Raw genomic sequence first — 22,112 nt, forward strand, 5'->3', positions numbered from 1 at the left:
ATCATCGAAACCCTCGCTGCCTACTGCACACGAATTAACGACTCAGGACACTAGGACCGCTGAGAGGAGGTTCTTATAGCTCCTCAGAACGGCGACCTGTTCGATCCCATACGCGTCGACCGTCGCCCGCGGGTCTTGTCGCCACCGAACACAGACCCGTTCAACCTCGGAAAGGTCGTCGGGAAGCTCACGCAGGGCGATGCCCGGAATAGTGACGGGGAGGCCGAGAGCCGCCTCAGGGTCCTCTGGACACATACGGCTCACGGTGAGGTGGATATGGCACTTCTCGGTCGCCCGCTGAAGGCCATCGCGGTTCGGGTCCGAATGGAACGGGAACCGCTCGATGGCGGCGAGCGCCACCCTCGCCCAGGCGAGACGCCGCTCCCCCGGCTCACCGAAGGTGAGCCGCCCCCTCGCGAAGGTGCTCACGAACAGGAGCTCGTCAGGCCGCAAGGACAGCGCCTCGAGGTCCGCGAGAACCTGTTCGGGACCGCGTCCGCGCAGCGAATACGCCTCCCCCTGGCTCATGGCGCCTCCGATACCGGTCCTAATACTCCAGCCGCAGATCGTGATCAGGTTGGTTCGAGCACAGCTTGGCGCCTGTAATGAGCTGAACGAGACCGGGCCTGATGACCACGCCGCCACAGCGGCCAGCGCAAACGATGCTCACGACCACCCCTGGGCGCACTGATGAGCAAGCAGAAAAGGCGCTGGATCCCATTGCAGCTCAGCGGGACCATCTCCGTGGTCGCTCCGCCCGCGGCGCGTTCCTGAACACGCAGCACGGCGAGGAAGGCAGAGGCGAGCATGGCCAGCACGCTCCAGCGCCGCCACGAGACCCAGCGCCTGACCTGGTGCTCGTCCAGCCCTGCCAGCATCTACGGCTGGAGTACCAATCGTCGGCGCGCACGACGTCGCCGCCGAGTGCTCAGCCTTTAACGCCGTCTTCCGCATTTATGCCTCGACATCCCGGCCTTGGCTGAATTCTCTGGCGACCGCGCCTAGTTCTTGTTTGTTCCGCCGCATGAATCGTCGGACATGCTCTCGATCACCCCACACGGGTGTTCCGTTCGCGAGCACAGAGGCGGGCTCCCGCCGTTGAACCCGGCCCTGCGCATCCACTGTCACGAGCCTTGGTTCCTTGGCGTGGTGTGCCCAGCGCTCCGCCCGTTCTTCCCTCAGTGAGTCCACAAAGCCGAGCGAGTGCCGCAGCCTGTGATCGAGTTCGGCGATTTCACCTTCCTCGATCGCCCTTCGCCACGCCCCCGGAGTCGGATAGATCTGATGCACTCGCCCGGCGATAGAGTCGGGTTCAGGACCCGACCACTCCAGCAGGCCATGGAGCCGCCGGATCACCTGCTCGGGCCTTTCGGAGCCACCTTGATCCCGCAGCCCTCCACGGACTTCAACGGTGACGCCTCCCATGTACTGAAAGGCTCCGCTCACGGCCCCTGCCTCGGCGAGGCATGTGATCAAATCACAGCCTGGGACCACGTCGGCCCAGACGGATTCCGGGTCCAGCAGGGCGAAGACGTCTTCCATCCAGACAGGAACGACCTCCGACCAGGCACGATTCACTGAGACCGCACTACGCACGCGATCGACGATGTGCCGCCACCCCTCCGCTCCCAGGACCGGCTCCCGCAGAAGAAGACTCGGCGCGGCACACTTGGGGATCTCATCCTCTGACATCGCTTTAGGAATCAGTCTTCCCTGTAACGGTCATTTTGAACACGCTTGTCGAAGTCTTCCTTACTCATATGGAAGGCGTGGATGCTGTACTCGCTCTCAATGATGATCACGCCGTTTCCGTCGGCGTCTTGGACGCTGTTGTCGTAACTGACGCGGTTGCCTGTATTCGTGTCCGTGTGCGTCGAACGCCCTCGGCGCCCGGCGAGGTAGGACCCCAGGCCCTCGAGCGTGTCTATACCGGCGAGCTTGTGATTCGATTTTCCAGCCGCGAGCTCGTCCAACATGTGCTCGGCGCCCTGAGCAACATCCGCACCGTGCTCCTGATCGATTGCGTCCAGCGTATCATCGACGTCTTCACCGCAGTCATAGCCGCTCTGATTATGCGTGAGGACCAGACCTCGCGCATTTCCGGCGTAGAACGTGGAAATTCCGTTCACAGAGAGGTTGTACACTCTCTGGCCCTCGACCCGGCGCGTCTGATGCTCGGCGACCTCGAGCCATTCTCCCGACGGCGTCCGCAGCATGGTTCCGGACCCCACGTCGACGGCGTCGACCCATTCGGCCTGTTCCGGCGCCCAGAACGGGTGTCCGCCGGTAGCGCTCAGCGTGGCGACAGTGCCCTGTTCGTTCACCACCGTGATGTCGACGAGCGTCTTCTCGCCCTCGCCCACGATCGCCGCTGTGACTTCCCGCGGTCCCTCTTCGCCCGTCGTCGGGTCGAAGGCCCACACCTCGTCGCCGGCCTCGACGCTCTCGATCGGCACCGTGGAACCGTCGGCCATGAGGACGCCCGTGCCCGGAACGAAGCTATTGGCGGCGCATGTGGCTCCGTCGTTGTCGTTCTCGTCGTCCTTGTCACCGTCGGCTTGCTGGTCGTCGTCCGGCTTGTCGCCGCCGTCGCCGTTGGAACCGCCATTGCCGTTGCCGTTGCCGTCGGGCGCGTCCGGGGCGTCGGCGCGGCCGCCGAGGCGTCCGAGCTTGCCGAGCTTGCTGGCCCAGCCGGGGCCGGGAATGAACCAGGAGCCGATATCCCAGGTACCGCCGCCGATGGCTTCGCCATAGTCGCCGTTGTTCCACGCGTCGCGGGTCTCCGGGCTCAGGATCAAGGAGAGGGGGTCCTCCTTGATCCCGTTGATGGCGTCGGTGACGGTGTCGACCGGGTTCTGGGTGAAGATGTCGCCGATACCGGTGACATCATCGGCGATCCCCCCGCCCAGGCCGGAGAAGAACCCGCCGACATGGTCCAGGAAGTCCTTGTCCTCCCCCGCGTCCCCGCCACCATCGTCCCCCGCCCCTCCGTCACCGGAGTCGCCGTCAGAGCCGTCCGCGGACTGGCTACCGCCCTCATCCCCCGAACCCTGTCCACCGAAGGCCTGCTCATAAGCGTTCTCGATACCGGTGCGCACCTCCTGGCCCGTGTCGGTCATACCGACACCGACCAGCGAGGCGATGATCGCACCGCACACCACGATCACAGCGCTGTACTCCACGAAAGAGGCACCGCGATCAGGATCATGAATACGAAGAAGCATGCACGCCTACTAGATGAGGAGAGAAAGAGGGAGAGCCGCACATCAGAGGCACGGGCGGTGAGTCATCATCTCCCAAGAAGCCCGGAAGGTCTTGGGCAATGAGGCCCAATCTAGGGCCCTATATCGGGGCCCATCCGGACAGAGGCCGCCCTGTGGGCCCCTTGACGCCCGGCTGACGGACGGCACCCTGCCCAAGGAGGTGAGGTACAGGACGTGGACGCCGTGATGTCGTGCGCCGACGGGCCGGAGGAGGACATCTCCAGCCTGGCAGTGATAGCAGGACTGAACGAGGTGTCGGTCCAACTGGTGTGTTCCGATGGACTCGGAGTGGACTCTCACCACACAGTTTCGCACGCACTGTTCCTGGAAAACCTCGCGACCTTGGAGCGGGCCGGCGGTGATCGGGGGCTATGGATCACGTGCAGGGAGACGCTGCGAAGGCCCAGCACAGTGAACGGGGCCATCGCTGCCACGATGCATGGGGACTTCGGCGACGTGCCCCCTTGGACAGTCACCGCCTGCACGCACGTTCTCTAGCGAGCGTGGATCATCGGACTGCCAAGGCCCTCATCTCGTCCGCTCCTCGTGCATGCGCCGGTTCTCGACAGCGCGGTCGATGATCACGTGCAGGAAGTCGGCGAACGAGTCGGCCACAACCGACTCCGCGGGGTCGCCTTCCATATAGCGGTAGACGGCGGGGTCCCCACGCTTGAAGTACCAGACGATGTACCCCTGGTGCTCAGCGATGAAGAACCGGTCTCCCAGGTCGAGTGCGGGGGCGTCCCCCTCCAACTCCTCTGCGGTCTCCCTGGCGCTGTCCGCTTCCCGCGGAGACAGCGACATGCCGTACAGGACCGCACGGGTGTCTCCGGCCCAGGTGAGGTAGTCCACGTAGTCCCGTGGCGGACGGCAGCCCGACTGCCGTCCGAGCACCGCCTTCACTCTCTCCGGACCGTAGACGCGCCCTTCCTCCTTCGGACTGCACAGACGCAAATCCCTGATGCGGTCGACGGCCTGCTTCAATTCAGAGGAGTACATCGCTTGACGTCAGTCATCCGATTCATTTGGCTTCATGTAGTCGGGAAGCTGGTCCTCATACCAGTCACTGTCCGAGTACCTTGAGGAGTCCGGATCAGTGTAGTCGCTGGAGGTATCCCGGTATACACGGCTGTCCTGACCCCAGGTCACCCTCACCTCCACGCCCGGGTACTGCTCGATGAACTGGTCCACCACCGACTGGCAGGACGTGCACGGCGGGCGCTCGGTGTAGATCTCCACCGTCCCCGTGGCATCGGGTTCCAGGTCCCGCGCAAGTTCCTCCAGTGCCTTGGCCTCGGAGTCGTGGGGCGCCTGGTGCCCGTCGCCCCCCTCTGGATCGAACTGCCGGGGGGCGTCGTCCGGGATATTGGGCGAGGTCCCCGGAGGCGAGTTCTTCCTGCCGCTCACGCCGACGAGCTGACCGTTGCCCATCCCTTCGATGTCGTAGTCGACAACGGCGATGTTGCGCTTCTTGCCGACCTGTTTGTCGCTTCGGATCCTCCCGGTGCCGGCGGCATCGCCCGCATAGCAGTTGGCGTTGTGGACGAGGATGAAACCGGCACGCGTCCCGACGTAGTAGGTGTGGACCCCTTCCACCGAAAGGTTGTATACCTCTCGACCTGCGACATCCCGGGATTCGACGTTCTGCGCCGTGGCCCAGGACCCCTCGGCCATGCGGAACGAATCGCCCGGCTCCACCTCCCCGGCCGGGCTCCACACGGCCTCGGCCGGCATCCAGAAGGGGTGCTCGTCGGTAGCGGTGACGGTGTCGACCATGCCATCCCGATCCTCGACGGCAATGTCGACGAGGGTCTTCGGGCCGCTGCTGCTTCTGGCTCCGGTGATCTGCTGGGCGCCCTCCTCACCCGTCAGCGGGTCAAAGGCCCACACCTGGTCGCCCACGCCCAGCTGCTCGATCGGGGCCGACGAACCGTCGCTCAGGAGCACTGAGGTCCCTGCCGGGAAGCTGCTGCAGGTGATGCCCGGGTTTCCGTCACCGTCGTGATCGCCGTCGGCCTGCTGATCGTCGTCCGGCTTGTCTCCGTCGTTGTCGTTCCCGTCGTTGTCGCTGCCGTTGCCGTTGGAGTTGCCGTTGCTGTCAGGCGCGTCCGGGCCATCGGCCCGACCACCGAGACGCCCGAGCTTGCCAAGCTTGCTCGCCCACCCGGGACCAGGAATGAACCACGAACCGATATCCCAGGCACCGCCCCCGAGAGCCTCACCATAGTCGCCGTTGTTCCACGCATCACGAGTCTCAGGACTCAAGATCAGAGAGAGAGGATCCTCCTTGATCCCGTTGACGGCATCAGTGAAGGTATCGACCGGGTTCTGGGTGAAGATGTCACCGATACCGGTGACATCATCGGCGATCCCACTGCCCAGGCCGGAGAAGAACCCGCCGACGTGGTCCAGGACACTCTTATCGTCGCCGCCGTCACCACCGCTGTCGTCCCCCGACGCACCGTCGTCACCGTCAGAACCGCTCACCGTCTGAGGATCACCCTCGTTCCCCATCCCCTCCCCACCGAAGGCCTGCTCATAAGCGTTCTCGATACCGGTGCGCACCTCCTGGCCCGTGTCGGTCATACCGACACCGACCAGCGAGGCGATGATCGCGCCACACACCACGATCACAGCGCTGTACTCCGCGAAAGAGGCACCGCGATCAGGATCATGAATACGAAGAAGCATGCACGCCTACTTGATGGGGAGAGGGAGGCCGAGGCGGGAGGTGAGGCGGCGTGCCGTCAGCTACGGAACCACTCACGCGCCTGACGGCGCGTGACGAAGACCAGGACCAGGATGGGCAGAACCGACTGGGTCAGCGCCCTGACGTCGGCGGACACCAGGTTCCCGAGCGCCTGTAGAAGGATCAGCGCTTGCAGGAGGATGATCGACCAGAACAGCAGCCGTCCCCCACGGCGGAGGCGCAAGGCGAACCCGAGGCAGAACAGCCCGGGAAGCGCGACCCATGTCATGACTCCGAGAGCCTCGCCGCTGATGCCGACCATCATCAGGCCACCGATCCCAACGAGGATCGAGAGGCCCCCGATGATGCAGAGGCACACACGGGCGGCCTTCAACGGGCGGGGTAGTTCTCGTTCTCTCACGGACGGCGTCCCCTTCACGGACGTAGATCATGGGTGTGGGCAGTTGCCCATCCTCCCTCAAACGGCCCGCAGCGTCTTGAGTCTTGAGACCCAATTCTGTGGCCGGATGAGGCCCATGCGACCCTTGGGCCCAAGGACCTACTCCACAGGGACGCCTTCGACACCTCCGAACAGCCCTGCGTCCAAGGTGACAGCGCCGACCTCGGCCGGAGGCGCAGGCACGTATAGGAACACCCGCCCCTCCCACCCCGGCTCTGGGAAGAAGGCGTTGCCTGGCGACTCTACGTAGTCGACTCCGCCCTCCTTCTCATGGGGCCTGGTGCCCCCGATCCGCACCTCCCTATAGGCGATGCCGCTCTCCGGGTCGACCACACGGAAATCTCCGAAATGCGAGCCTTCGTACTCACCCGCGAACGGCTTGCCGATCTCGACTTCCCCCTGCACCGTCTCCGGGTCGGTGATGTTGCGGATGACCATGTTGACGACCAGGAACTCGCCGTCCCTGTAAGCGGGCAGCACGTCCAACTCGAAGTCGAAGTCCCGCGTCCACCCGGTATTGCGCGCCACCCGTGGCGCCTCCTGCGAGCGGAAGGGAGCCGGCAGAGGCCCGGCACTTCCGGGGCCGGGCTCCGGCCCCCCGGCTTCGCTCGGGCCTTCCGCAGGCTCCTCAGAGGCGTCCTCATCGGACTCTCCGTCTTCGGAACCGTCGCCCTTCTCCTCCTGTTCGAGGACGCGGTAGGAGACCTCGATCCGATGGTTCCTCGCCTGCGCCTTCTCGATATCGACCCCGCCCTCGTCCGCGACCGGCTCTTCTCCCCCCTTCCCCGTGGCCACGATCGTGTAGCCGTCCCCGGCCCCCTCGGCGAGGAACTCCTCAGCGGCTTTCGCCCGGTCCTTCGACAACTTCTCGTTGGCCTCCGCCTCCCCGGCGGCCGCCGTATGCACCGTGACCTTGATGTCCTTCTCCGGGTCGGCACGGTCATGAAACTCTGTGACCAGCCTGTGCAGGACATCGTCGGCGTCCCGGGACAGTTCCGCCCCGCCATCGGCGAACACCTCCCCGGCCGGGACTGTGATCCGCACCCGGTCTCCCGCGGTGTCCCGCTCCTCACCGGGCTTTTGGACGACGGAGTACAGCGTCGAGACCCGGTCGTCCGGGTCGCCCTCGATAGGCCCCGAGTCCACCGGCAACTCCACCAACTCCCCTGGTGCGAGGTCCAGGTAGTTGGGCGGCTCCTCGCTCGGCGCCTCACCCGGATCATCCACTTCCTCTACTGGGATACCGGTCATCTCGGCCGTGGTGCCCGGCGTGATCAGCGTGACCGCGGAGACGTCCTCAGGTAGTCGAGGGAAGTGCGCCTCCATCGTGTACTCGACCTCACCCACGACCCATGTGGGCAGCTCGGTGCCGAGTACTCCGCCGCCGTCACCGTCGACCAGTGGCCGGTAGATGCGCTCCCCCACCGGGTCGAGCAACCGGAAGCCCACTGGTGTCGACGACTTCCCGCCGAAAGCGCCACGGACGGTCTGCTCGCCCTCGTCCAGCGGTGTGGTCACGAAGCGCACCACAGTACGATCGTCCCGGCGCTCAACGGCCGTGACCTCGATCCGCGCCCGGAATTCGGCCGGCCCGCCCAGTACCCCTTCACGGATGAAGGGACCATCCGGAGATTCGACGGTGGTCTCCTCTGGTGAGCCTGAGGGCTCCTCTATCGGCTCCCCTCCACCACCTCCGCTGCAGCCAGCGACCAGCACGATCGCGCCTGCGAGCACACTCACCGCGGCGAACGGGGTTCTGTAGGCCATGCGGGGGACTTCCAGCTCCAGAGGAAAGGGGTGACCGGACCGCTTACGGGCGTTTTACACACCGGCTGGTCAACGATACCCGGATCCCTCCCCGGTCCAGCGGACGACATCGGACCCGAATCGATGCCGCATCGCGCGAGGCTTCCACCTGTTCCGCATCGACGCAGGTAGCAGCTGAGGTTCGCCGTTCCACCTGTCCGGAAGCGGCCCTTAGGCTCATGGCTCGGGCGATGCAGCTGGAGCCCGTCCCCATCACCGACGCCACAGCACTCCAGGGGGCGGCCCTGACATTGGGCCCACCCCTGAGCCTGCAATGGGGCCTGTAATCCCTATTAAACCCTATGCACTTTCGTGTCCGCTCGCTAGGATCACAATTCCCGTCCCAGAGCACCGTGCTCACATGCCCCTTCGCGCGCACATTGCGTTTTCACCCCCCCTGCAGGGAATCCCCGGGGGCGGTGAAGCGAACAATTTGACTGAAAAGGTAGACAACAGGCGCCCCCCTATTCCCGCGCACACTCAGACCGCGGCGCCGAATTCACTGAATACGAGGGAGCGGCCCTGGTCGTCGTACTCCTGGCTGGATTCGCCCTCGTGTACGTCGGCAGCGCGGGCAGCCTGGCACAGAAAATACGAAACGAGATCAACGACTCTTTCCGCCGCGCGTTCACCATGATCGGCCTCGGAAACTGCGAGCTACTGAGGTGTTCGTTGGTTCTGTGAGTATGAGGTGTCGGGCTGTGTGAGCATCACGGCATGTCCCTCCCTACCGGTACCGCAAACGCCTCTGACCCCGTGCCGCCGTTGACCCGGCCGCAGTCCTTCGAGTCACGGCGGATACGTGCTGTGGAGCTGTGAAAGCGGGGCTGCTCGCAAGCCGAGGGCGCGCGCCGCGTCGGCGTCCCGGCCGAGAGCGTGCGCCGCTGGAAGCGGCGCTGGGAACAGGACAGGGAAACCGCGCTACGCCGCCGCCCCGCCCCAGGCGCCGCGCCACGCCGAGGCGGAGCAGGTCCGCTCGGCACCGGACAGGGCCCCTCGCCCACGGCTTCGACCCCGAGCTGCGGACCGTGCGCCGGGTGGGCCAGGTGGTCGAGAGACTGTGCGCGGCCTCGGTGTGGCGGCTGCTGACCGCACGACTGGGGTGGACCCTGCAGCGCCCGGCGCGGCGGGCCGCCGAGCGCGCCGAGGCCGCCATCGCCCACTGCGAGACCGTCCGGTGGGACTTACTGATCGGCGGTGAAGGCGAGGAGCCTCCGCTACGGGCCCACGTCGACGAGTTCGACGAGCAGGGCGGCCAGGCGATGGTGGATTTCGCGAGAGTCGAGAGCGGCTGATGAAGCACGCCGGAGTCGACGGCGTCCACTCGGTCGGGGCCGAGATCAGGGCCGGGCTCAAGCTGGGCCTGGGGGTCACGGGCGGCTCCACGTCGATCGAATTGGAGAACGCCGAGTTCCTCGGCGCCCCCGGCGCCGACGGCACCCACGGATAGGTCCCCTTCCAGGTATGCGGCACCTCCGGCCTCAAAGGCAAGGCCGCCCCCCTCGAACGTCGATACGAAGACGCGCCCCAAGGACGGGGCATCCATCGACGGGGACGAGAAGGAGGGCCGCTCCGTGAGCTGAGACTCCCGGGGCCGAAGCTTAGGTCCCCATCTCTCTCATTTGGGCATCCGATTGGGTCTTTGAACCCTTCAGCCCTGGCAGGCCGCACCTCTAAGGTCAGGGCCGCTATTTCCCGAGCGGCTCACCGATCGAGAGTGCGCCCTGCCCTGTCAGAACGCATCCGCCTCTCCGACCGTGGGCCTTCCCAATACTGATCCCAAGTCGGAGGGGAGAGGATGAGCCACCAGAGGAGCCGCGCATTACGCACGCGCAGCGACGCCGGAGCCGGATTCATCGAGTACGCCGGCGTCGTGCTCACCATCGGCGCGATCGTCGCCTCGGTTCTGGCGACGGGGTTCGACCGCACATCGAGCACGATCGTCGCCTCGATCCAGGACACGATCTGTGAGGCGTTCAGCACCCTGGGCTTAGAGAGCGACTGCGACGCGCGGCAGGGGGCGGAAGAAGACGAGTATGAGCCCGACAAGTGCCTGGTGTCGCAGAGCACCGACATCGGCGGGGGGTCGGTCAGCGTCCTGTTCGTGGACGTCGGCCAAGACTACGTCTACGAGCGTAGGGAGTACTCCGATGGCACGGTCCGCATCACCCTGTTCGACGCCGACACCGCCGGGGTCAGTACCGGCGTGGGCGCGTCGCTCGACCTCGGGAGCGTCGCCAATCTCGGCGCCGACATCAACCTGGGGGCCGGCGTGACCGTCAAGAACGGCAGCGCGTGGGAGTTCGACAGTGCGGAGGAGGCCGCCGAGCTGGAAGACGACCTGGCCACGTTCCAGAAGATCGACGCCGGCGCCAAGAACACGGTCGGCCAGGTGCCCGTCATCGGCGGGTGGCTGCGCGACAAGACCACCGACATCATCGCCCCCGACATCCCCGATCCGGACATCACCCGGACCACGGTCGGCGTCGATGCCGGTGTGGACGGGTCGCTCGGTGCGCACTTCGGCAAGGGGCACGGTGACAAGGGGTCGTGGAAGAAGAACGACGAAGACACCCCGGGAAACTTCGACCCCAACCTCGGAATCGAGGGCGCTATCCACATCCAAGGTGCGATTGGGATGGAGCGCAACCATCAGACCGGCGAGACTACGACCATCTACGAGGCCGGGGGCTCGGCGGACATCACCGCCAACGGCTCGGTGGTCGGCAAGGCTCGGGCGGGGGCGGCCCACTCCGGCATGATCAGGGTGACCGAGGACGAGAACGGCAACATCACCAACCTGGTGCTGATCCAGACCACCGACGACGGGACCGGCACCGCCCCCCAGGTCATCTACACCTCGGTCAAGGCGAAGACCCCCGAGGAGAGCGCGATGGTGGAGGAGTGGATGGGTATGTTCGCCGGTGACGACGTCATCCCTCTCACCTGGGACGCCGCCGACCCAACGGAACTGAGTGATAACCCCACGCCCTTCGAGGAGTGGGTGTTCGAGAACGCCAGGACCACCCGGGCCCAGTACGACCGGGAGGACAACACGAGGAAGGTCGGGGCCAGCGTCAAACTGGGTGTGAAGCTCGGGCTCGGCGGCTCGTGGGGCGGCACCGAGCAGGACATCACCGAGGCCGAGTACCTCGGCGCCCCGAACAACGGAACGCGGGAGTACGTCCCTTATGAAGACTGCATGCAGAGCGATTAGCCTGACCGCCCTCATCGGCGCGCTCGGCCTGGCGGCCGCGTGCGGCCCCGACGGGCCGGAGGTCCCTGAGACACCGGACGGCTTCGAACGGCAGTCCGCCGAGGGCGTCACCTACGCCGTTCCCTCCGACTTCGCCACCGACCGCGCGCAGGTCGATGTGATGCTCGCCGGGGAAACGGTGGACAGCGCCGCGGCCGTCGGCGGGACCGCCCAGGCCGAGATCAAACTGGAGACCGGGCTGGAGTACATCGACAAGGACTGGGAGTACGAGGTCCCCGGCGTTCCCGAGGCCGAACGGTACGACTACACCTACGAGTACACGGGCGGGGAGGCCGGCATCGAGACGGTTCGCGGCACCGACATCGCCCTGAAGCTCGAGGACGGTAGCGGTGTCCTGTTCCGCCTCACCGGCGATCAAGCCTACCTGGAGGACGAGCTCGTCACCCAGATCACCGAATCGCTGCACGCTGGCGAGTAGTACGCGAACACAGGCACGGGCTCGGCCCACGCACTTCAAGAAAGGAGATCAAGGCCGTCATGGACTTGGTCAAGCCATGGGTGATCGGGCTCATCGTGTACGTCGTCACCACCGTCCTCGGAATCCGGATCATGCTGGAGTACGCCACCCTCGACCAGATGGAGGACCTGTGGACCGCCGTGACGTGGCAGGCCTCGGTCAGCTTCGTGGTGTACTTCCTCACGGCGATGATGGCGGCGATCGTACACCGGCCCAGTAAGGGGCGGCGCAGCACGGGGCGCAGTGCGCTCGCGTGCATGGCCGTCCCCGTGGCTGGGACGCTGATCTATCTGATCGACGGGAGCGTCGTCAGTGGCACCGCGCGAGGCGCCGCGCTGAGCGGGCTGCTGTCCTGGAACGCCGCGGCACTGGCCGGGGCGATTCTGGGGTGGCAGCTCGTGCGGACCATGCGCCCGTGACTCCCCCGCTTCCCCGCTCAACGGGCGGCCCCGGTGTTTTGTGGAGCACCGGAGCCGTCCCTGCGGGTCTACGCCAGCCCTGCACCGTGTCACCATCGGCTGAGACCGTGGGCCCGAATGCAACGCGCATCCTGCGGTGACGGCAGGTAATGACCGAATGCGGCCAGGGAAGCCGCCCGTTCCGGCCGGCGGCTCCTGTGGTTAGGATCGCGTCCGCCCCGCCTTCTTCAGAAGCGCCGACCCGATCCATGACCAGCCCCACCGTGAGGACCGGAACCGTGCCCGACATCGAGCTGCCCACCCTTATCGTCGGCATCGCCATCGGGGTGTACGTCCTGTACCGGCTCTTCGTGTCCGCGCGTTCGCGCCTGCGTCGGCGGACCAGGGATCTCAAGGGCGTGCGCGCGGAGGCGGAGGTCGTCGGTGTGTCTCCGCTCGCGCCGCCGCAGCGGACCGAGCACGCGGTGCGGCTGCGGTTCGTCACCCCCGCGGGGCAGGAGTACTTCCGGGAGTTCCCCCGGGGGTTCGGGGGGATCGTGCCGGTGCAGGGGTGGCGGGTGACGGTGCTGTTCGATCCCGACGACCCGGAGAACGCGGAGATCGTGGACAACCCGTACCTGCACCCGGTGGCGGGAGCACCTGCCCCGAAGGAGGAGAGCCCGGTGCGGGGCGTGGTGCAGACGGCGATGTTCACGGTGATCGTGGTCGCGATGGTCGTCCTGTTCCTGTTCCGCGAATGGCTCGGCGACGCGGAGAACCTGGTGTTCGGCGGCATGTTCGCGGTGGCGGGTCTGTTGGTGCTGATCCTGTCGATGTGGACATGGCGGGACCAGAAGGGGCTGCGCACGGCCCCTGAGCACGCGGTGGCCACGGTGACCCACTCCTGGGAGGAGTGGACCCGCCAGAATCCGGGGAGCAGTACGAACCACCGGATGATCTCCGTTTACCCGTACACGGTGCTCTTCCAGCTCCCCGACGGCCGCCAGGTCCACCGGAGGGCCCCAATGGCGACGAGCACGACCCGCTACGCACCGGGGCAGCAGGTCGACGTGTCCTACGACCCGTCGGCCCCGACGGAGATCGCCGTGGGGAGGAATGGGAATTCGGCGAAGGCCCCGGTGCTGGGTCTGCTCGTCGGCGTGGTGTTCACGGCGGTGGGTGTGGGGATCATGCTGTACGCGTGAGACCTCCCTTGCGGGACATCGGTCAAAGCGATCCTGGAGCACAGAGAAGAAATTCCGTGATCATCTTCGAACCCGCGTACGAACCCGGTCTCGTGCGCCTCCTCCCTCCAGGTGGCATCATTCGGGTTCGATGCTGGCGGCGACCTCTTCGAGGGTCTCCTCTGGCACTTCCCCTTCGAGGCCGTTGATGCGGACCCCGGTGTAGGAGTCCTCACCAGTGCGTACGACCACGTGAATCCCGTTCACCCGGCGCGACTCCCCCTGGTCGTCCGTGAAGGAGAACCAGTACTCCGCGCGGGCGGCTTCGTTCTCAAACGCCCCGGACATCTCGAACTCCCGGCTTCGGTAGTCCTCGACATCGCCGACCTCCGCGAGAAGGAGGTTATTGAAACCGTGGGAGGCCAGTTGGACACTCTGGCCGTCCATGAACTGGGAATGGACCCCGAAGTCGACGACCAGTTTCCCGTGGTGGTCCTCCACGTTGTAGGCTGCGTCCCAGTCTGCGGGAACCTCCTCAGTGGTGGTGTCGCCCGTGTGCTCGGTCCACTCCTCTGGAACCGAGAACCGGAGCCCGCCGGCGGACTGTTGGACGAATCCTGGAGCGACCTCGTGTTCGTCCGGCTCTCGCCCGCTGGAAGGCCCACCGTTCGGCTCCTGCGCCCCACAGGCCGCCAGGGTGAGAATGGCGGCTGCAGCCGTACAGAACCCCTTGATCATGGCATCCCTCCGGATCGGCGACTCGTCGTCCAATCACGCACTCCGCGGAGTCTACACATCCCCGCCCGTCTTCCACGATACCGTTTCAATCCTCGAATATATGACGCTGTCCGTTGTTCTCGACCAAGCCAACAGAGCTCTATATTCGAAATCACGAACGCTGTAACGCGCGACTTTTCTAGCGATCCTTGTCGCCACCCCTTCTCGCCCCAGATTCCGGCACCACGGACCATTGTTCAATCACCCTGTTCAAGCCACCACCGAGGGACACCTATACCGTCAAAGAAGCGCGTCAGCTCCACCCCCGTCCTGCGGCTCACCGCAGTGATGACCATGGAGGCCGGACAGTAGGCGTTCACCGGATCCGGATCGGGAAAAACGACCGGCATCCCAGAGTAGAGCGAGTCCGGGCGCTGATCCAGATCCCACCTCCCTCCATAGCCCCTGATAATCGTCTCTCCTATGTACCGGCCCGCCCTGTCACCCAGGAGACGACTTCCAACCGTAGAGAACATCGAAGTCCGATCCGGAAATTTCAACAAGAGCATCTTCTCGAGTTCACCGAGCGATTCACGCGTGTATTCAGAAGTGAAATACGCTCGATACTCATTGAGAAGCTCCTCGGTCTCGAACCACATAATCGACAACCAGTCGTCGAACGTGGCCCCTCCGCGCTCGTACACATCCACTCCGTTTACTCGATATATCGGGCAGACCTTTCATGCGTAACTAGGTCCACACCTCCCATGGGATTCGCTTCTGCTCCAGCATATCGATCACCGATCTCGAAGGCTGCTCCTTGAACACCCACCTGATATCCCATCCCTCTTTATGGATGAGCTGGGCATCCGCGTTCGCCTCAAGGCGGGCGTGCTTCATGTCCACACGCCCGCTCTTCATCTCATAGCCGACCCTGTCGGCTGCGTTCGCAATATCCAGACTCCTCTTCCTCCCGTCCACGACAAGTGACAACTCGCGCTTCCACCCGTCTGCCACCGAGAATCCGTTCGCCAACCAGTACTCGTCGCCGAACCTGTTCCCCAAATGCGTATTAACGATATTCCGGTCGTAGACATTGGACCACTCATCATAGGTGAGCGGACGAGCATTGGGGTTATTCCTTATTCGCTTCTGGTATTCCTGCCATCGCGCCTGCTTTCCTTGTGGCGTATCCGCGGGCCCGAGGCGCGACCGACGCCCTCCATATCCAGGAAGATGGATTTTTCTACCGAAGGCGAAGAGGACACCGGAGATGAGCATCTCACCGGGCGACCGCTCGGAGAGCCATCTCTTCGGGTCCCGGAGAAAGTCTGCAACGGATCGTCCGCTCGCCGCAAAGCTCGTCGCGGTAGTCGCCCATCCCAGCGCCGCGAAGAACCCCACGCCCGGGATCAGCATCAGGGCCGCGGTGCCGCCTGCGGTGATCAGGAGCTGTTGGGCCGGGTTCAGGCCGTTCCACCAGCCGGCGAGGTCCTCCAGTCTCGGGGCCAGGAACGCCGTCTCGCCCCCTCCTCCCGGAAGGGTGAGGACGATTCCGCCAGCGAGCAGCGCCAAGACTCCGGCCGCGATCACGTTGTGCAGACGGGCGCCCGTCTCCCAGAGCACAGGACCGGGCGGTGCGTTCCTGCGGGGACCCCCGGCCGCACGGTGGAGGCCGTATCCGAGTTCCCTTCTCGACCTGACGAACGCCATCGCCTGTGGGAAGGCGCTCCGATCACTCCTCAACACCCGCCACTGCAACTGGAGTTCGCCCCAAAGGCTCCCGAAGGCGGAGGACGGGGTGCTCGGCGCTCCCTTTCGCTCCGGGAACGGCGGAAGGCTGTGATCGGCCTTCCGCAGGGTCCGGTAGTCCAGCCAGACGGCCAGCACCACCATGACCAGGAGAGCTGGCCGCGTCGCCGCCCCTGACCCTGCGAGGTCGTGCACGAGGAGGACCTGTTCAGGGATCAGGTCCCCGGCGCCCAGGCTCGCGGCCTGGTTGTAGGCCATGTGGTCGAGGGTGACCCAGGCGAGCAGAAAGAGGACCAGCGGGGAGAAGAGGACCCGCCCATACCTGCGGGCGACCCCGATCCCACCGCCGACCAGGCCGGACCAGACCGCATGTCCGGCGCCCTCTCCGCCCCACCCCTCGGCCCACCCGGGAAAGAGGGTGAACAGGGAGTACTGGTGTCCTACCCCGTCCTCCGTGGTGGTGAAGAGGTCCAGCAGGCCGGTCGACGAGTAGTCCGTGAGCGCGCGGGTGACGTTCTCCGTGAGGCCGAATCCGACACCGCACGCGACGCCCAGAAGGATGTGGTCGGCGATGCCGAACCGCTCCGCCCTGTTCCGGGCGAAGACGAGCACGGCTACCAGCGGCAGGAGCTTCAGCGTCTCTTCGGATGGTCCGGCGAGGAGGACCGACGCCTCGCCTGAATACGAGTTCCACCCGAAGGCCGCCATCACGCCCTGCTGGACGTAGTAGATGACCGGCGCGAACAGCGACGAGGCGACGACCATCGAGAAGTAGGCCGACAGGCCCACCCCTCGAGAGCGCAGCAGGAGCCCGAGCTGGATCGCCATGGTGAAGACGCCCAGATAGACCGGCAGCGCCGACCGGCTCTCCGGGATCAGCAGCAGGTTCAGGATGATCAGCGGCAGGGCCGCCCAGGCCAGCAGGTTGCCCCCTTGCCGGAGGAACGAGGCCGTGCGAGGGAAGCGCTTCGCGAGCCGGTCCCGGAACGCGGCGAGGCGTTCGGCAAGGTCCAGCGGCGGTTCGTCCGCCGCTCCGCCTCCGGGGGGAGGCGCGCCGCCGGGAGGTGGAGGAGGCTGCTGTCCGCCTTCCGGCGGGATCGGGGGGACTCCGGACGGGGGCGGCTGCCAGCCGGGCGGAGCCGGAGGCGGCGGAGGCTGGTGGTTCGGGGGTCCTGCCGGGGGATGCCACGGGGCACCCTGTCCCCATCCGGGCGAGGGCGGCGGTCCCGGCGGGCCCCACGGAGGGTTGGCCATGCGTGGTCTCACAACTAGTGACGGGGGCGTGACGCACGCGCACTATGCCGGAACACAAGGACCTTTTGGGCGATCCGTCCAATCCAGGACAGTTTTCGAACCGACCGGGCACGGAGTGCATCGAACCGCCGCTCCACCCTCACGGGCACCCCGGGCGCGATCAGTAGCGCTGGCTGACACCTGCCACGGCCGACTTCCGCCCGAGCGCCGTCCGCATGGCGGCAAGCGGGCCGGTGAGCAGGTCCCCGGGGCGGAAGCCGGGCTCGTCCCCGGCCTCGTCCATCCAGGCCGCCGCCTCTGCGCGGACACGGCGCACCTCCTCGTCGTCGCCCTCCGCGACGGCGGCGAGCGCGGTCACGGCACCGCCCACCTCGTCCGGCGACAGGATGAAGTTCCCACCCACTCCCGGAAGGACGTTCGGCCCGTCGGCGCCGAGCGCGTGGAGCAGGGCGGCCGCGGGATCCGCCTTGCGCGCCGTGGCCACGAACGGCTCCGCCCCGGCGACCGGCGCCATGAGGTCCAGGACCCGGTGGGACAGCGCGTCGTCTCCTCCCGCCGCTGCGGCCTGCGAGAAGGCCTCCGCGATCCCCTCGGCCTCAGCCCACGGGACGGCCCCGACCGCCCACACGCCGGTCCAGCTCACGTGACTCCACCTCCAGGGTCGGCAGCCTCCGCCCCGATGGTTCCAGCCCCGGCCGACACGGGCCACCCTTGCCGGTTTGTTCTAGTCGTTCTATATTAAAGCCATGACAACGAGACGCCGCTCGCCATGAGCGGCCGCCGGGCCGGGGACGCCTCCCGCCTGTGGTGGGATCGTGACGGTCCCGAAGCAGGCGCAGCAGGGGGAAGCGAATGATCCTGGCCATCGACCTCGACAGCGACGTGCCGATCTACCAGCAGATCCGCGACCGGATCGTGCAGGCGATCGCGTCCGGGGAGCTGCGCGAGGGAAGCCCCCTGCCGACCACGCGCCAGCTCGGGGCCGATCTGGGCGTCAACTTCCACACCGTCAACAAGGCCTACGACCTGCTCCGCCGCGAAGGGCTCCTGCGCCTCAGCCGCAAGACCGGCGCCGTCATCCTGCGCGACCCCTCCACGGGCGCGCCGGACCCGGCGTTCTTCCCCGGCTGGGAGGGGCGCCTGGGCGTCCTCCTCGCCGAGGCCATCGCCCAGGGCGTCACCGCGGACGAGATCGTCGAGCGGTGCCGCCACCAGCTCCCCAGGGCCGCCGCACCGGACGGCGCCGAGAACGAAGAGGACGAGAGGGAGGGACAGAGGACATGACCGACGCAGCGCTCCTCATCAACCTGACCGCCATCGCCGTGGCGGTGGCCGCCGTCGGCCTGCTCCCCCGGATCTCCCGCGACACCGTCCCCTTCGGGGTCCGCGTCCCGCCCGAGCGGGTCGGCGCCCCCGAGATCTCCGCCGCGACCCGGACCTTCACCCTGTCGGTCCTGGCCACCGGAGTCCTCGCGGTCCTTGTGGGCCTCCTGCTGTGGTCGGCGCTCCCGCCCGGAGCCGCCGCGGCGGCGGTCGGCACGCTGCTGGCCGCCGGCCTGGTCGGCTGCTACGCGCGGGCCCACCGCGCCGTGCGCCGGGCGAAGGCCCAGGGAGACTGGTACGTGGGCCTGCGCCAGGGCGTCGTCGCCGACACGTCCCTGCGCACCGAGCCGCTCCCCTACCCGTGGCTGGGCGCCCTGCCTTCGCTGCTGGTCATCGCCGTCACCGCGGTCGTGGGGGCCGTGCTCTACCCCGGCCTGCCCGACCGGCTCGTCACCGCGGTGGTGTACCGGGGCGAGGACGTCGAGTACACGACCGCCGCGACGACCCCGCTGACCGCGTTCGCCCCGGTGCTCTTCCAGGCGCTGGCGGTCGCGGTGCTCCTCGCCCTGCTCCGCTTCACCCTGCGCTCCCGCCCCGACGGCGACGCCTCCCGCCCCCGGGAGAACGCCGACCGGCACCGCCGGTTCCTGCGGATCTGGGCCCGTACCCTCCTCACCTCGGCGCTGCTGGCCGCGCTGGCGATCGGCGCTCTGGCGCTGCTGTTCTGGACCGGGGCGATGGCCGAGGCGGGACCGGCCGCCGCCGCGCTGGTGGCCGCGCCGATGCTGCTGTCCGGCCTGGTCGTGATCGGGGTCGCCGTCCGCATCGGCCAGGGCGGGTGGAGGCTGCACGCCGAGCCCCGCGACGGTGCCGGGACCGGCCTGGTGCAACAGGACGACGACCGCTTCTGGCACCTGGGCGGCGTCGTCTACATCAACCGCCACGCGCCCGGCCTGCTGGTGCCGAAGCGCGCGAGCGGCTTCGGGTGGACGGTGAACCTGGGCCACCCGGCCGCCTGGGCCGTGCTGGGGGCGGTCGCCTTGGCGGTCGCCGTCCCGATCGCACTGGGCCTGCTGGGCGTCGTGGACCTCAGCGGCTCCGAGTTCTACGGCTGGAAGTTCGAGCCCGAGACCGAGTAGCGGCCACCGCTTCACCCCCTTCCCAAGACTCCCCCGTACCCCGTCCCCGCGGCGTCCGCTGCGGGGTCCCCCTCCCCTACCCGAAGACGATCACGGCGTGTCGACCACACCGTCACCCACGGCATCGCCGAAAGCGACGCCGATGCCCCGAACCAGGAGGGCACCATGCCCGCTGCACCGCAGTCCCCATCGCAGTCCGCACCACCGTCCGCACCGCGCCCTGGACCGCACTCCAGGCCGCCTCTGCCCCGGTCCCCGCTCGCCGTCGTCTCCTTCTGCGTCCTGGCCTACGCGCTGGCCTGGGCCGTCGCCTCACCGATGTGGCTCAGCGGCCAAGGGCTGGACCACCCGCACCAGCGCCTCATCCTCCAGGCCATGATGCTCACCCCGGCCATCGCCGCGGCGATCGTCCTGGTGGCGACCGGGCACCGCCGGGACATCCTGCGCGTCAGCGCGCTCGTCCCGTTCCGGCCGGCCGGACGCATCCTGCGCTACTGCCTCTACGGCCTGCTGGTACCGGTGCCGCTCATGGGCGGGGCGATCCTGCTGGCGGCCGCGACCGGCGGGTTCCCTCTCGACCTCGCCGACTTCTCCGGCTTCCGCGAGCTCGCCGGACCCATGGGGCTGGTCGACCCCGACGGGAGCGGGGTGCCCGCGGGGGCCCTCGCCCTGTTCGGCGCGATCCAGCTCGGCGGCCTGCTGCTGAGCGTGCCCGCCCTCCTCGGCGAGGAGTGGGGGTGGCGCGGCTACCTGCTTCCCGCCCTGCTCCCCCTGGGGACCTGGCCGGCGCTGCTGCTGCACGGCGCCGTCTGGGGCGCCTGGCACGCGCCCGCCGTCCTGCTCGGCTACAACCTCGGCCGGACCGATCTGCTGGGCGTGGCCATGATGACCGCGTGGGGCGTGCTTCTCGGTGTGATCGTCGGGTGGCTCCGGCTGGGGTCCGGGTCGGTGTGGCCGGCGGTCATCGGGCACGGGGCGATCAACGTGGCCAGCGCTTGGCCCATCGTCTTCGGCGACGCCGGTTCGGGGATCGCGGAGGCGTCGGCGCTGCCGATGCCGCTGTGGTACGCGATGGGGGCGGCGATGCTGGTGATGGTCGGCGCGGGAGCGGTCGTCCAGGCCGTGCGCTCCCGCCGGGCCGCGGCGCCTCGGGACGACGCCGAACCGTCCTCGTCGAGATGAGACCGAGTGCGTCCGCGGGGAGAGCACCACTGGCGTCACAGGCATCACCCCTATGACCGCAACCGGCCACTGCACGTGTTCATCCGATCGCGATGAGGCGCCGTCGGCCGGGGACGTCGTCGGACTTCCGGTCGACGCCCCCGACGGGCCCGTCGCCGACGAGGACTCGATCACCGGCACGGTCTACAGCGGCAGGGAGGAGGTGGCCCGCAACCTCGGCGGTGAGGACGGGACCGAGACCGTCGCCCTGCGCACCGACGTGCTGTTCGGCTTCGACGAGGACACCCTGGACGACAGGGCGCAGAAGGCCTTTGAGGACGTCATCGCGGAGACCCGGGAGCGCGCCGACCCGCAGAAGCCCCCGATCACGATCACCGGGCACACGGACGGGCGCGGAACCGACGACTACAACCAGGGGCTGTCCCGAGCGCCGCGCCGAGGCGGTCCGCGAGGCGCTGGAGGCCGAGCTGGGCTCCGACTACGAATACGAGACCCAGGGCACGGGTTCTGAAGAGCCGATCCGGCGCGAGGGCGGCGAGGATGACGCCGAAGCGTGCGCTGAGAACCGCATAGTGGAGATCTCCTACTCGTTCGAACAGGGCGTGGACCCGGCCGAGCCCGACGTAGACGGGTACGGGGAGGTCCGTTTCGAGGGCTACCAGGCCGAAGGGGAGGAACGGGGGAGGAACGCCGCCTTCCGCGGCAATGTCGGCCTGGAGCCCGTCGCCGAAGGGACCGATGAGGGGACCGGCCACCGGATCGAGGTCTACCCCTTCTATCGCGACGGCGCGTTCCTCGTCGCGCGCTTCGACCTCATCAACGGCGGCGACGACGAGCTCGACTTCGCCACCACGGGCTTCTACAACCGGGGGCGCGGGGCATTCCCCGGATTCTCGGTGGTGGATCCGGACAGCGGAGTCTCCTACCTCCAGGGGCGTCTCGGTGACGCGGAGGAGGACTACTGGGCGGTGGGCCCAGAGCCCTGGCCAGCCGCGAAGTCTCCCGGGCTCCCGAACCATTCGGCCGTCCACTTCAGCGCGCCTCCTGGGGACGTGTCCGAGGTGACCTTCAACGCGGGCGGTTTCGGCCTGTTCGAAGCCGTCCCCATCGAGGAGTGCGACGCGGCGGGGCGAGGAGGAGGGGGCGGGCACCGGCGCTAGGGGGTGTTGTGCGGATCACGGCCTACTGCGCGACGCCCGGGCACGCCCCTC

The 22,112-nt window shown here is 67.4% G+C and carries 23 protein-coding genes; 12 read left to right on the forward strand and 11 right to left on the reverse strand.

Going from position 1 to position 22,112, the window contains the following annotated elements; all coding sequences use genetic code 11:
• Positions 1-42 precede the first annotated feature (42 nt).
• From O4U47_RS28790 to O4U47_RS28800, 3 genes are all read right to left on the reverse strand, one after another.
• On the reverse strand, positions 43-528 hold the full coding sequence (locus O4U47_RS28790; RefSeq protein ID WP_270681132.1) for a hypothetical protein: 486 nt from the start codon (positions 526-528) through the stop codon (positions 43-45).
• A gap of 426 nt (positions 529-954) precedes the next feature.
• A complete protein-coding gene (locus tag O4U47_RS28795) occupies positions 955-1,542 on the reverse strand; it encodes a hypothetical protein (protein WP_270681133.1) in 588 nt (195 codons plus the stop codon).
• 161 nt (positions 1,543-1,703) lie between these two features.
• Positions 1,704-3,224 carry a Hint domain-containing protein gene (locus O4U47_RS28800; protein WP_270681134.1) on the reverse strand — a complete coding sequence of 507 codons (1,521 nt, stop codon included), beginning with the start codon at positions 3,222-3,224 and terminating at the stop codon, positions 1,704-1,706.
• A 213-nt stretch (positions 3,225-3,437) separates the two neighbouring features.
• Between O4U47_RS28800 and O4U47_RS28805 the strand changes: the two genes are divergently transcribed.
• The gene (locus O4U47_RS28805) at positions 3,438-3,761 is read left to right on the forward strand and encodes a hypothetical protein (protein WP_270681135.1); all 324 of its coding nucleotides are present in this window, start codon (positions 3,438-3,440) and stop codon (positions 3,759-3,761) included.
• A 30-nt stretch (positions 3,762-3,791) separates the two neighbouring features.
• Here O4U47_RS28805 and O4U47_RS28810 read toward each other — a convergent pair whose 3' ends face one another.
• From O4U47_RS28810 to O4U47_RS28825, 4 genes are all read right to left on the reverse strand, one after another.
• On the reverse strand, positions 3,792-4,157 hold the full coding sequence (locus O4U47_RS28810) for an SMI1/KNR4 family protein (RefSeq protein ID WP_270681136.1): 366 nt from the start codon (positions 4,155-4,157) through the stop codon (positions 3,792-3,794).
• A 114-nt stretch (positions 4,158-4,271) separates the two neighbouring features.
• Positions 4,272-5,954 carry a deaminase domain-containing protein gene (locus tag O4U47_RS28815; RefSeq protein WP_270681137.1) on the reverse strand — a complete coding sequence of 561 codons (1,683 nt, stop codon included), beginning with the start codon at positions 5,952-5,954 and terminating at the stop codon, positions 4,272-4,274.
• 56 nt (positions 5,955-6,010) lie between these two features.
• Complete coding sequence (locus O4U47_RS28820; protein WP_270681138.1) at positions 6,011-6,373, reverse strand: hypothetical protein; 363 nt, start codon at positions 6,371-6,373, stop codon at positions 6,011-6,013.
• 138 nt (positions 6,374-6,511) lie between these two features.
• A complete protein-coding gene (locus O4U47_RS28825) occupies positions 6,512-8,179 on the reverse strand; it encodes an OmpA family protein (protein WP_270681139.1) in 1,668 nt (555 codons plus the stop codon).
• Between the two features lie 1,085 nt (positions 8,180-9,264).
• On the opposite strand from O4U47_RS28825, the gene O4U47_RS28830 reads away from it, so the two are divergent.
• The 6 genes from O4U47_RS28830 to O4U47_RS28855 all read left to right on the forward strand — a co-directional run bounded on the left by O4U47_RS28830 (position 9,265) and on the right by O4U47_RS28855 (position 13,555).
• Positions 9,265-9,513, forward strand: a complete 249-nt coding sequence (locus O4U47_RS28830; RefSeq protein WP_408639045.1) for a winged helix-turn-helix domain-containing protein — start codon at positions 9,265-9,267, stop codon at positions 9,511-9,513.
• Positions 9,513-9,668, forward strand: a complete 156-nt coding sequence (locus O4U47_RS28835; RefSeq protein WP_270681141.1) for a hypothetical protein — start codon at positions 9,513-9,515, stop codon at positions 9,666-9,668. Before O4U47_RS28830 ends, O4U47_RS28835 begins: the two co-directional genes overlap by 1 nt.
• Positions 9,669-10,016: 348 nt before the next feature.
• Positions 10,017-11,435, forward strand: a complete 1,419-nt coding sequence (locus O4U47_RS28840; protein WP_270681142.1) for a hypothetical protein — start codon at positions 10,017-10,019, stop codon at positions 11,433-11,435.
• On the forward strand, positions 11,410-11,913 hold the full coding sequence (locus O4U47_RS28845) for a hypothetical protein (protein WP_270681143.1): 504 nt from the start codon (positions 11,410-11,412) through the stop codon (positions 11,911-11,913). Before O4U47_RS28840 ends, O4U47_RS28845 begins: the two co-directional genes overlap by 26 nt.
• A 59-nt stretch (positions 11,914-11,972) precedes the next feature.
• On the forward strand, positions 11,973-12,371 hold the full coding sequence (locus O4U47_RS28850; RefSeq protein WP_270681144.1) for a hypothetical protein: 399 nt from the start codon (positions 11,973-11,975) through the stop codon (positions 12,369-12,371).
• Positions 12,372-12,649: 278 nt separating this feature from the next.
• Positions 12,650-13,555 (forward strand): DUF3592 domain-containing protein, encoded by a 906-nt coding sequence (locus O4U47_RS28855; protein WP_270681145.1) that lies wholly within the window; start codon positions 12,650-12,652, stop codon positions 13,553-13,555.
• A gap of 117 nt (positions 13,556-13,672) precedes the next feature.
• On the opposite strand, the gene O4U47_RS28860 is transcribed toward O4U47_RS28855, so the two are convergent.
• The 4 genes from O4U47_RS28860 to O4U47_RS28875 all read right to left on the reverse strand — a co-directional run bounded on the left by O4U47_RS28860 (position 13,673) and on the right by O4U47_RS28875 (position 17,900).
• Positions 13,673-14,305, reverse strand: a complete 633-nt coding sequence (locus tag O4U47_RS28860) for a hypothetical protein (RefSeq protein ID WP_270681146.1) — start codon at positions 14,303-14,305, stop codon at positions 13,673-13,675.
• A gap of 203 nt (positions 14,306-14,508) precedes the next feature.
• Complete coding sequence (locus tag O4U47_RS28865; RefSeq protein ID WP_270681147.1) at positions 14,509-14,961, reverse strand: hypothetical protein; 453 nt, start codon at positions 14,959-14,961, stop codon at positions 14,509-14,511.
• 40 nt (positions 14,962-15,001) lie between these two features.
• Positions 15,002-16,831: a PrsW family glutamic-type intramembrane protease gene (locus tag O4U47_RS28870; protein WP_270681148.1), complete on the reverse strand. Its 1,830-nt coding sequence runs from the start codon at positions 16,829-16,831 to the stop codon at positions 15,002-15,004.
• 586 nt (positions 16,832-17,417) lie between these two features.
• On the reverse strand, positions 17,418-17,900 hold the full coding sequence (locus O4U47_RS28875; protein WP_270681149.1) for a hypothetical protein: 483 nt from the start codon (positions 17,898-17,900) through the stop codon (positions 17,418-17,420).
• Between the two features lie 209 nt (positions 17,901-18,109).
• Between O4U47_RS28875 and O4U47_RS28880 the strand changes: the two genes are divergently transcribed.
• From O4U47_RS28880 to O4U47_RS28900, 5 genes are all read left to right on the forward strand, one after another.
• Positions 18,110-18,541 carry a GntR family transcriptional regulator gene (locus O4U47_RS28880; RefSeq protein WP_270681150.1) on the forward strand — a complete coding sequence of 144 codons (432 nt, stop codon included), beginning with the start codon at positions 18,110-18,112 and terminating at the stop codon, positions 18,539-18,541.
• The gene (locus O4U47_RS28885; protein WP_270681151.1) at positions 18,538-19,719 is read left to right on the forward strand and encodes a DUF5808 domain-containing protein; all 1,182 of its coding nucleotides are present in this window, start codon (positions 18,538-18,540) and stop codon (positions 19,717-19,719) included. The genes O4U47_RS28880 and O4U47_RS28885 overlap by 4 nt, the downstream gene beginning before the upstream one ends.
• 165 nt (positions 19,720-19,884) lie before the next feature.
• Positions 19,885-20,901: a CPBP family intramembrane glutamic endopeptidase gene (locus O4U47_RS28890; RefSeq protein WP_270681152.1), complete on the forward strand. Its 1,017-nt coding sequence runs from the start codon at positions 19,885-19,887 to the stop codon at positions 20,899-20,901.
• Positions 20,902-20,953: 52 nt separating this feature from the next.
• A complete protein-coding gene (locus tag O4U47_RS28895; RefSeq protein WP_270681153.1) occupies positions 20,954-21,412 on the forward strand; it encodes an OmpA family protein in 459 nt (152 codons plus the stop codon).
• Between the two features lie 61 nt (positions 21,413-21,473).
• Positions 21,474-22,061 carry a hypothetical protein gene (locus O4U47_RS28900; protein WP_270681154.1) on the forward strand — a complete coding sequence of 196 codons (588 nt, stop codon included), beginning with the start codon at positions 21,474-21,476 and terminating at the stop codon, positions 22,059-22,061.
• The last annotated feature ends 51 nt before the right edge of the window (positions 22,062-22,112 follow it).

The sequence above is a fragment of the Nocardiopsis suaedae genome (assembly GCF_027706745.1).
GTDB lineage: Bacteria > Actinomycetota > Actinomycetes > Streptosporangiales > Streptosporangiaceae > Nocardiopsis_A > Nocardiopsis_A suaedae.

Bases quoted from the DNA above. Each gene is read 5' to 3' on its own strand.
- O4U47_RS28790 (WP_270681132.1), bottom strand. From the start codon at position 528: ATGAGCCAGGGGGAGGCGTATTCGCTGCGCGGACGCGGTCCCGAACAG.
- O4U47_RS28795 (WP_270681133.1), bottom strand. From the start codon at position 1,542: ATGGAAGACGTCTTCGCCCTGCTGGACCCGGAATCCGTCTGGGCCGAC.
- O4U47_RS28800 (WP_270681134.1), bottom strand. From the start codon at position 3,224: ATGCTTCTTCGTATTCATGATCCTGATCGCGGTGCCTCTTTCGTGGAG.
- O4U47_RS28815 (WP_270681137.1), bottom strand. From the start codon at position 5,954: ATGCTTCTTCGTATTCATGATCCTGATCGCGGTGCCTCTTTCGCGGAG.
- O4U47_RS28825 (WP_270681139.1), bottom strand. From the start codon at position 8,179: ATGGCCTACAGAACCCCGTTCGCCGCGGTGAGTGTGCTCGCAGGCGCG.
- O4U47_RS28835 (WP_270681141.1), top strand. From the start codon at position 9,513: ATGAAGCACGCCGGAGTCGACGGCGTCCACTCGGTCGGGGCCGAGATC.
- O4U47_RS28840 (WP_270681142.1), top strand. From the start codon at position 10,017: ATGAGCCACCAGAGGAGCCGCGCATTACGCACGCGCAGCGACGCCGGA.
- O4U47_RS28845 (WP_270681143.1), top strand. From the start codon at position 11,410: ATGAAGACTGCATGCAGAGCGATTAGCCTGACCGCCCTCATCGGCGCG.
- O4U47_RS28850 (WP_270681144.1), top strand. From the start codon at position 11,973: ATGGACTTGGTCAAGCCATGGGTGATCGGGCTCATCGTGTACGTCGTC.
- O4U47_RS28870 (WP_270681148.1), bottom strand. From the start codon at position 16,831: ATGGCGATCCAGCTCGGGCTCCTGCTGCGCTCTCGAGGGGTGGGCCTG.
- O4U47_RS28880 (WP_270681150.1), top strand. From the start codon at position 18,110: ATGATCCTGGCCATCGACCTCGACAGCGACGTGCCGATCTACCAGCAG.
- O4U47_RS28885 (WP_270681151.1), top strand. From the start codon at position 18,538: ATGACCGACGCAGCGCTCCTCATCAACCTGACCGCCATCGCCGTGGCG.
- O4U47_RS28890 (WP_270681152.1), top strand. From the start codon at position 19,885: ATGCCCGCTGCACCGCAGTCCCCATCGCAGTCCGCACCACCGTCCGCA.
- O4U47_RS28895 (WP_270681153.1), top strand. From the start codon at position 20,954: ATGACCGCAACCGGCCACTGCACGTGTTCATCCGATCGCGATGAGGCG.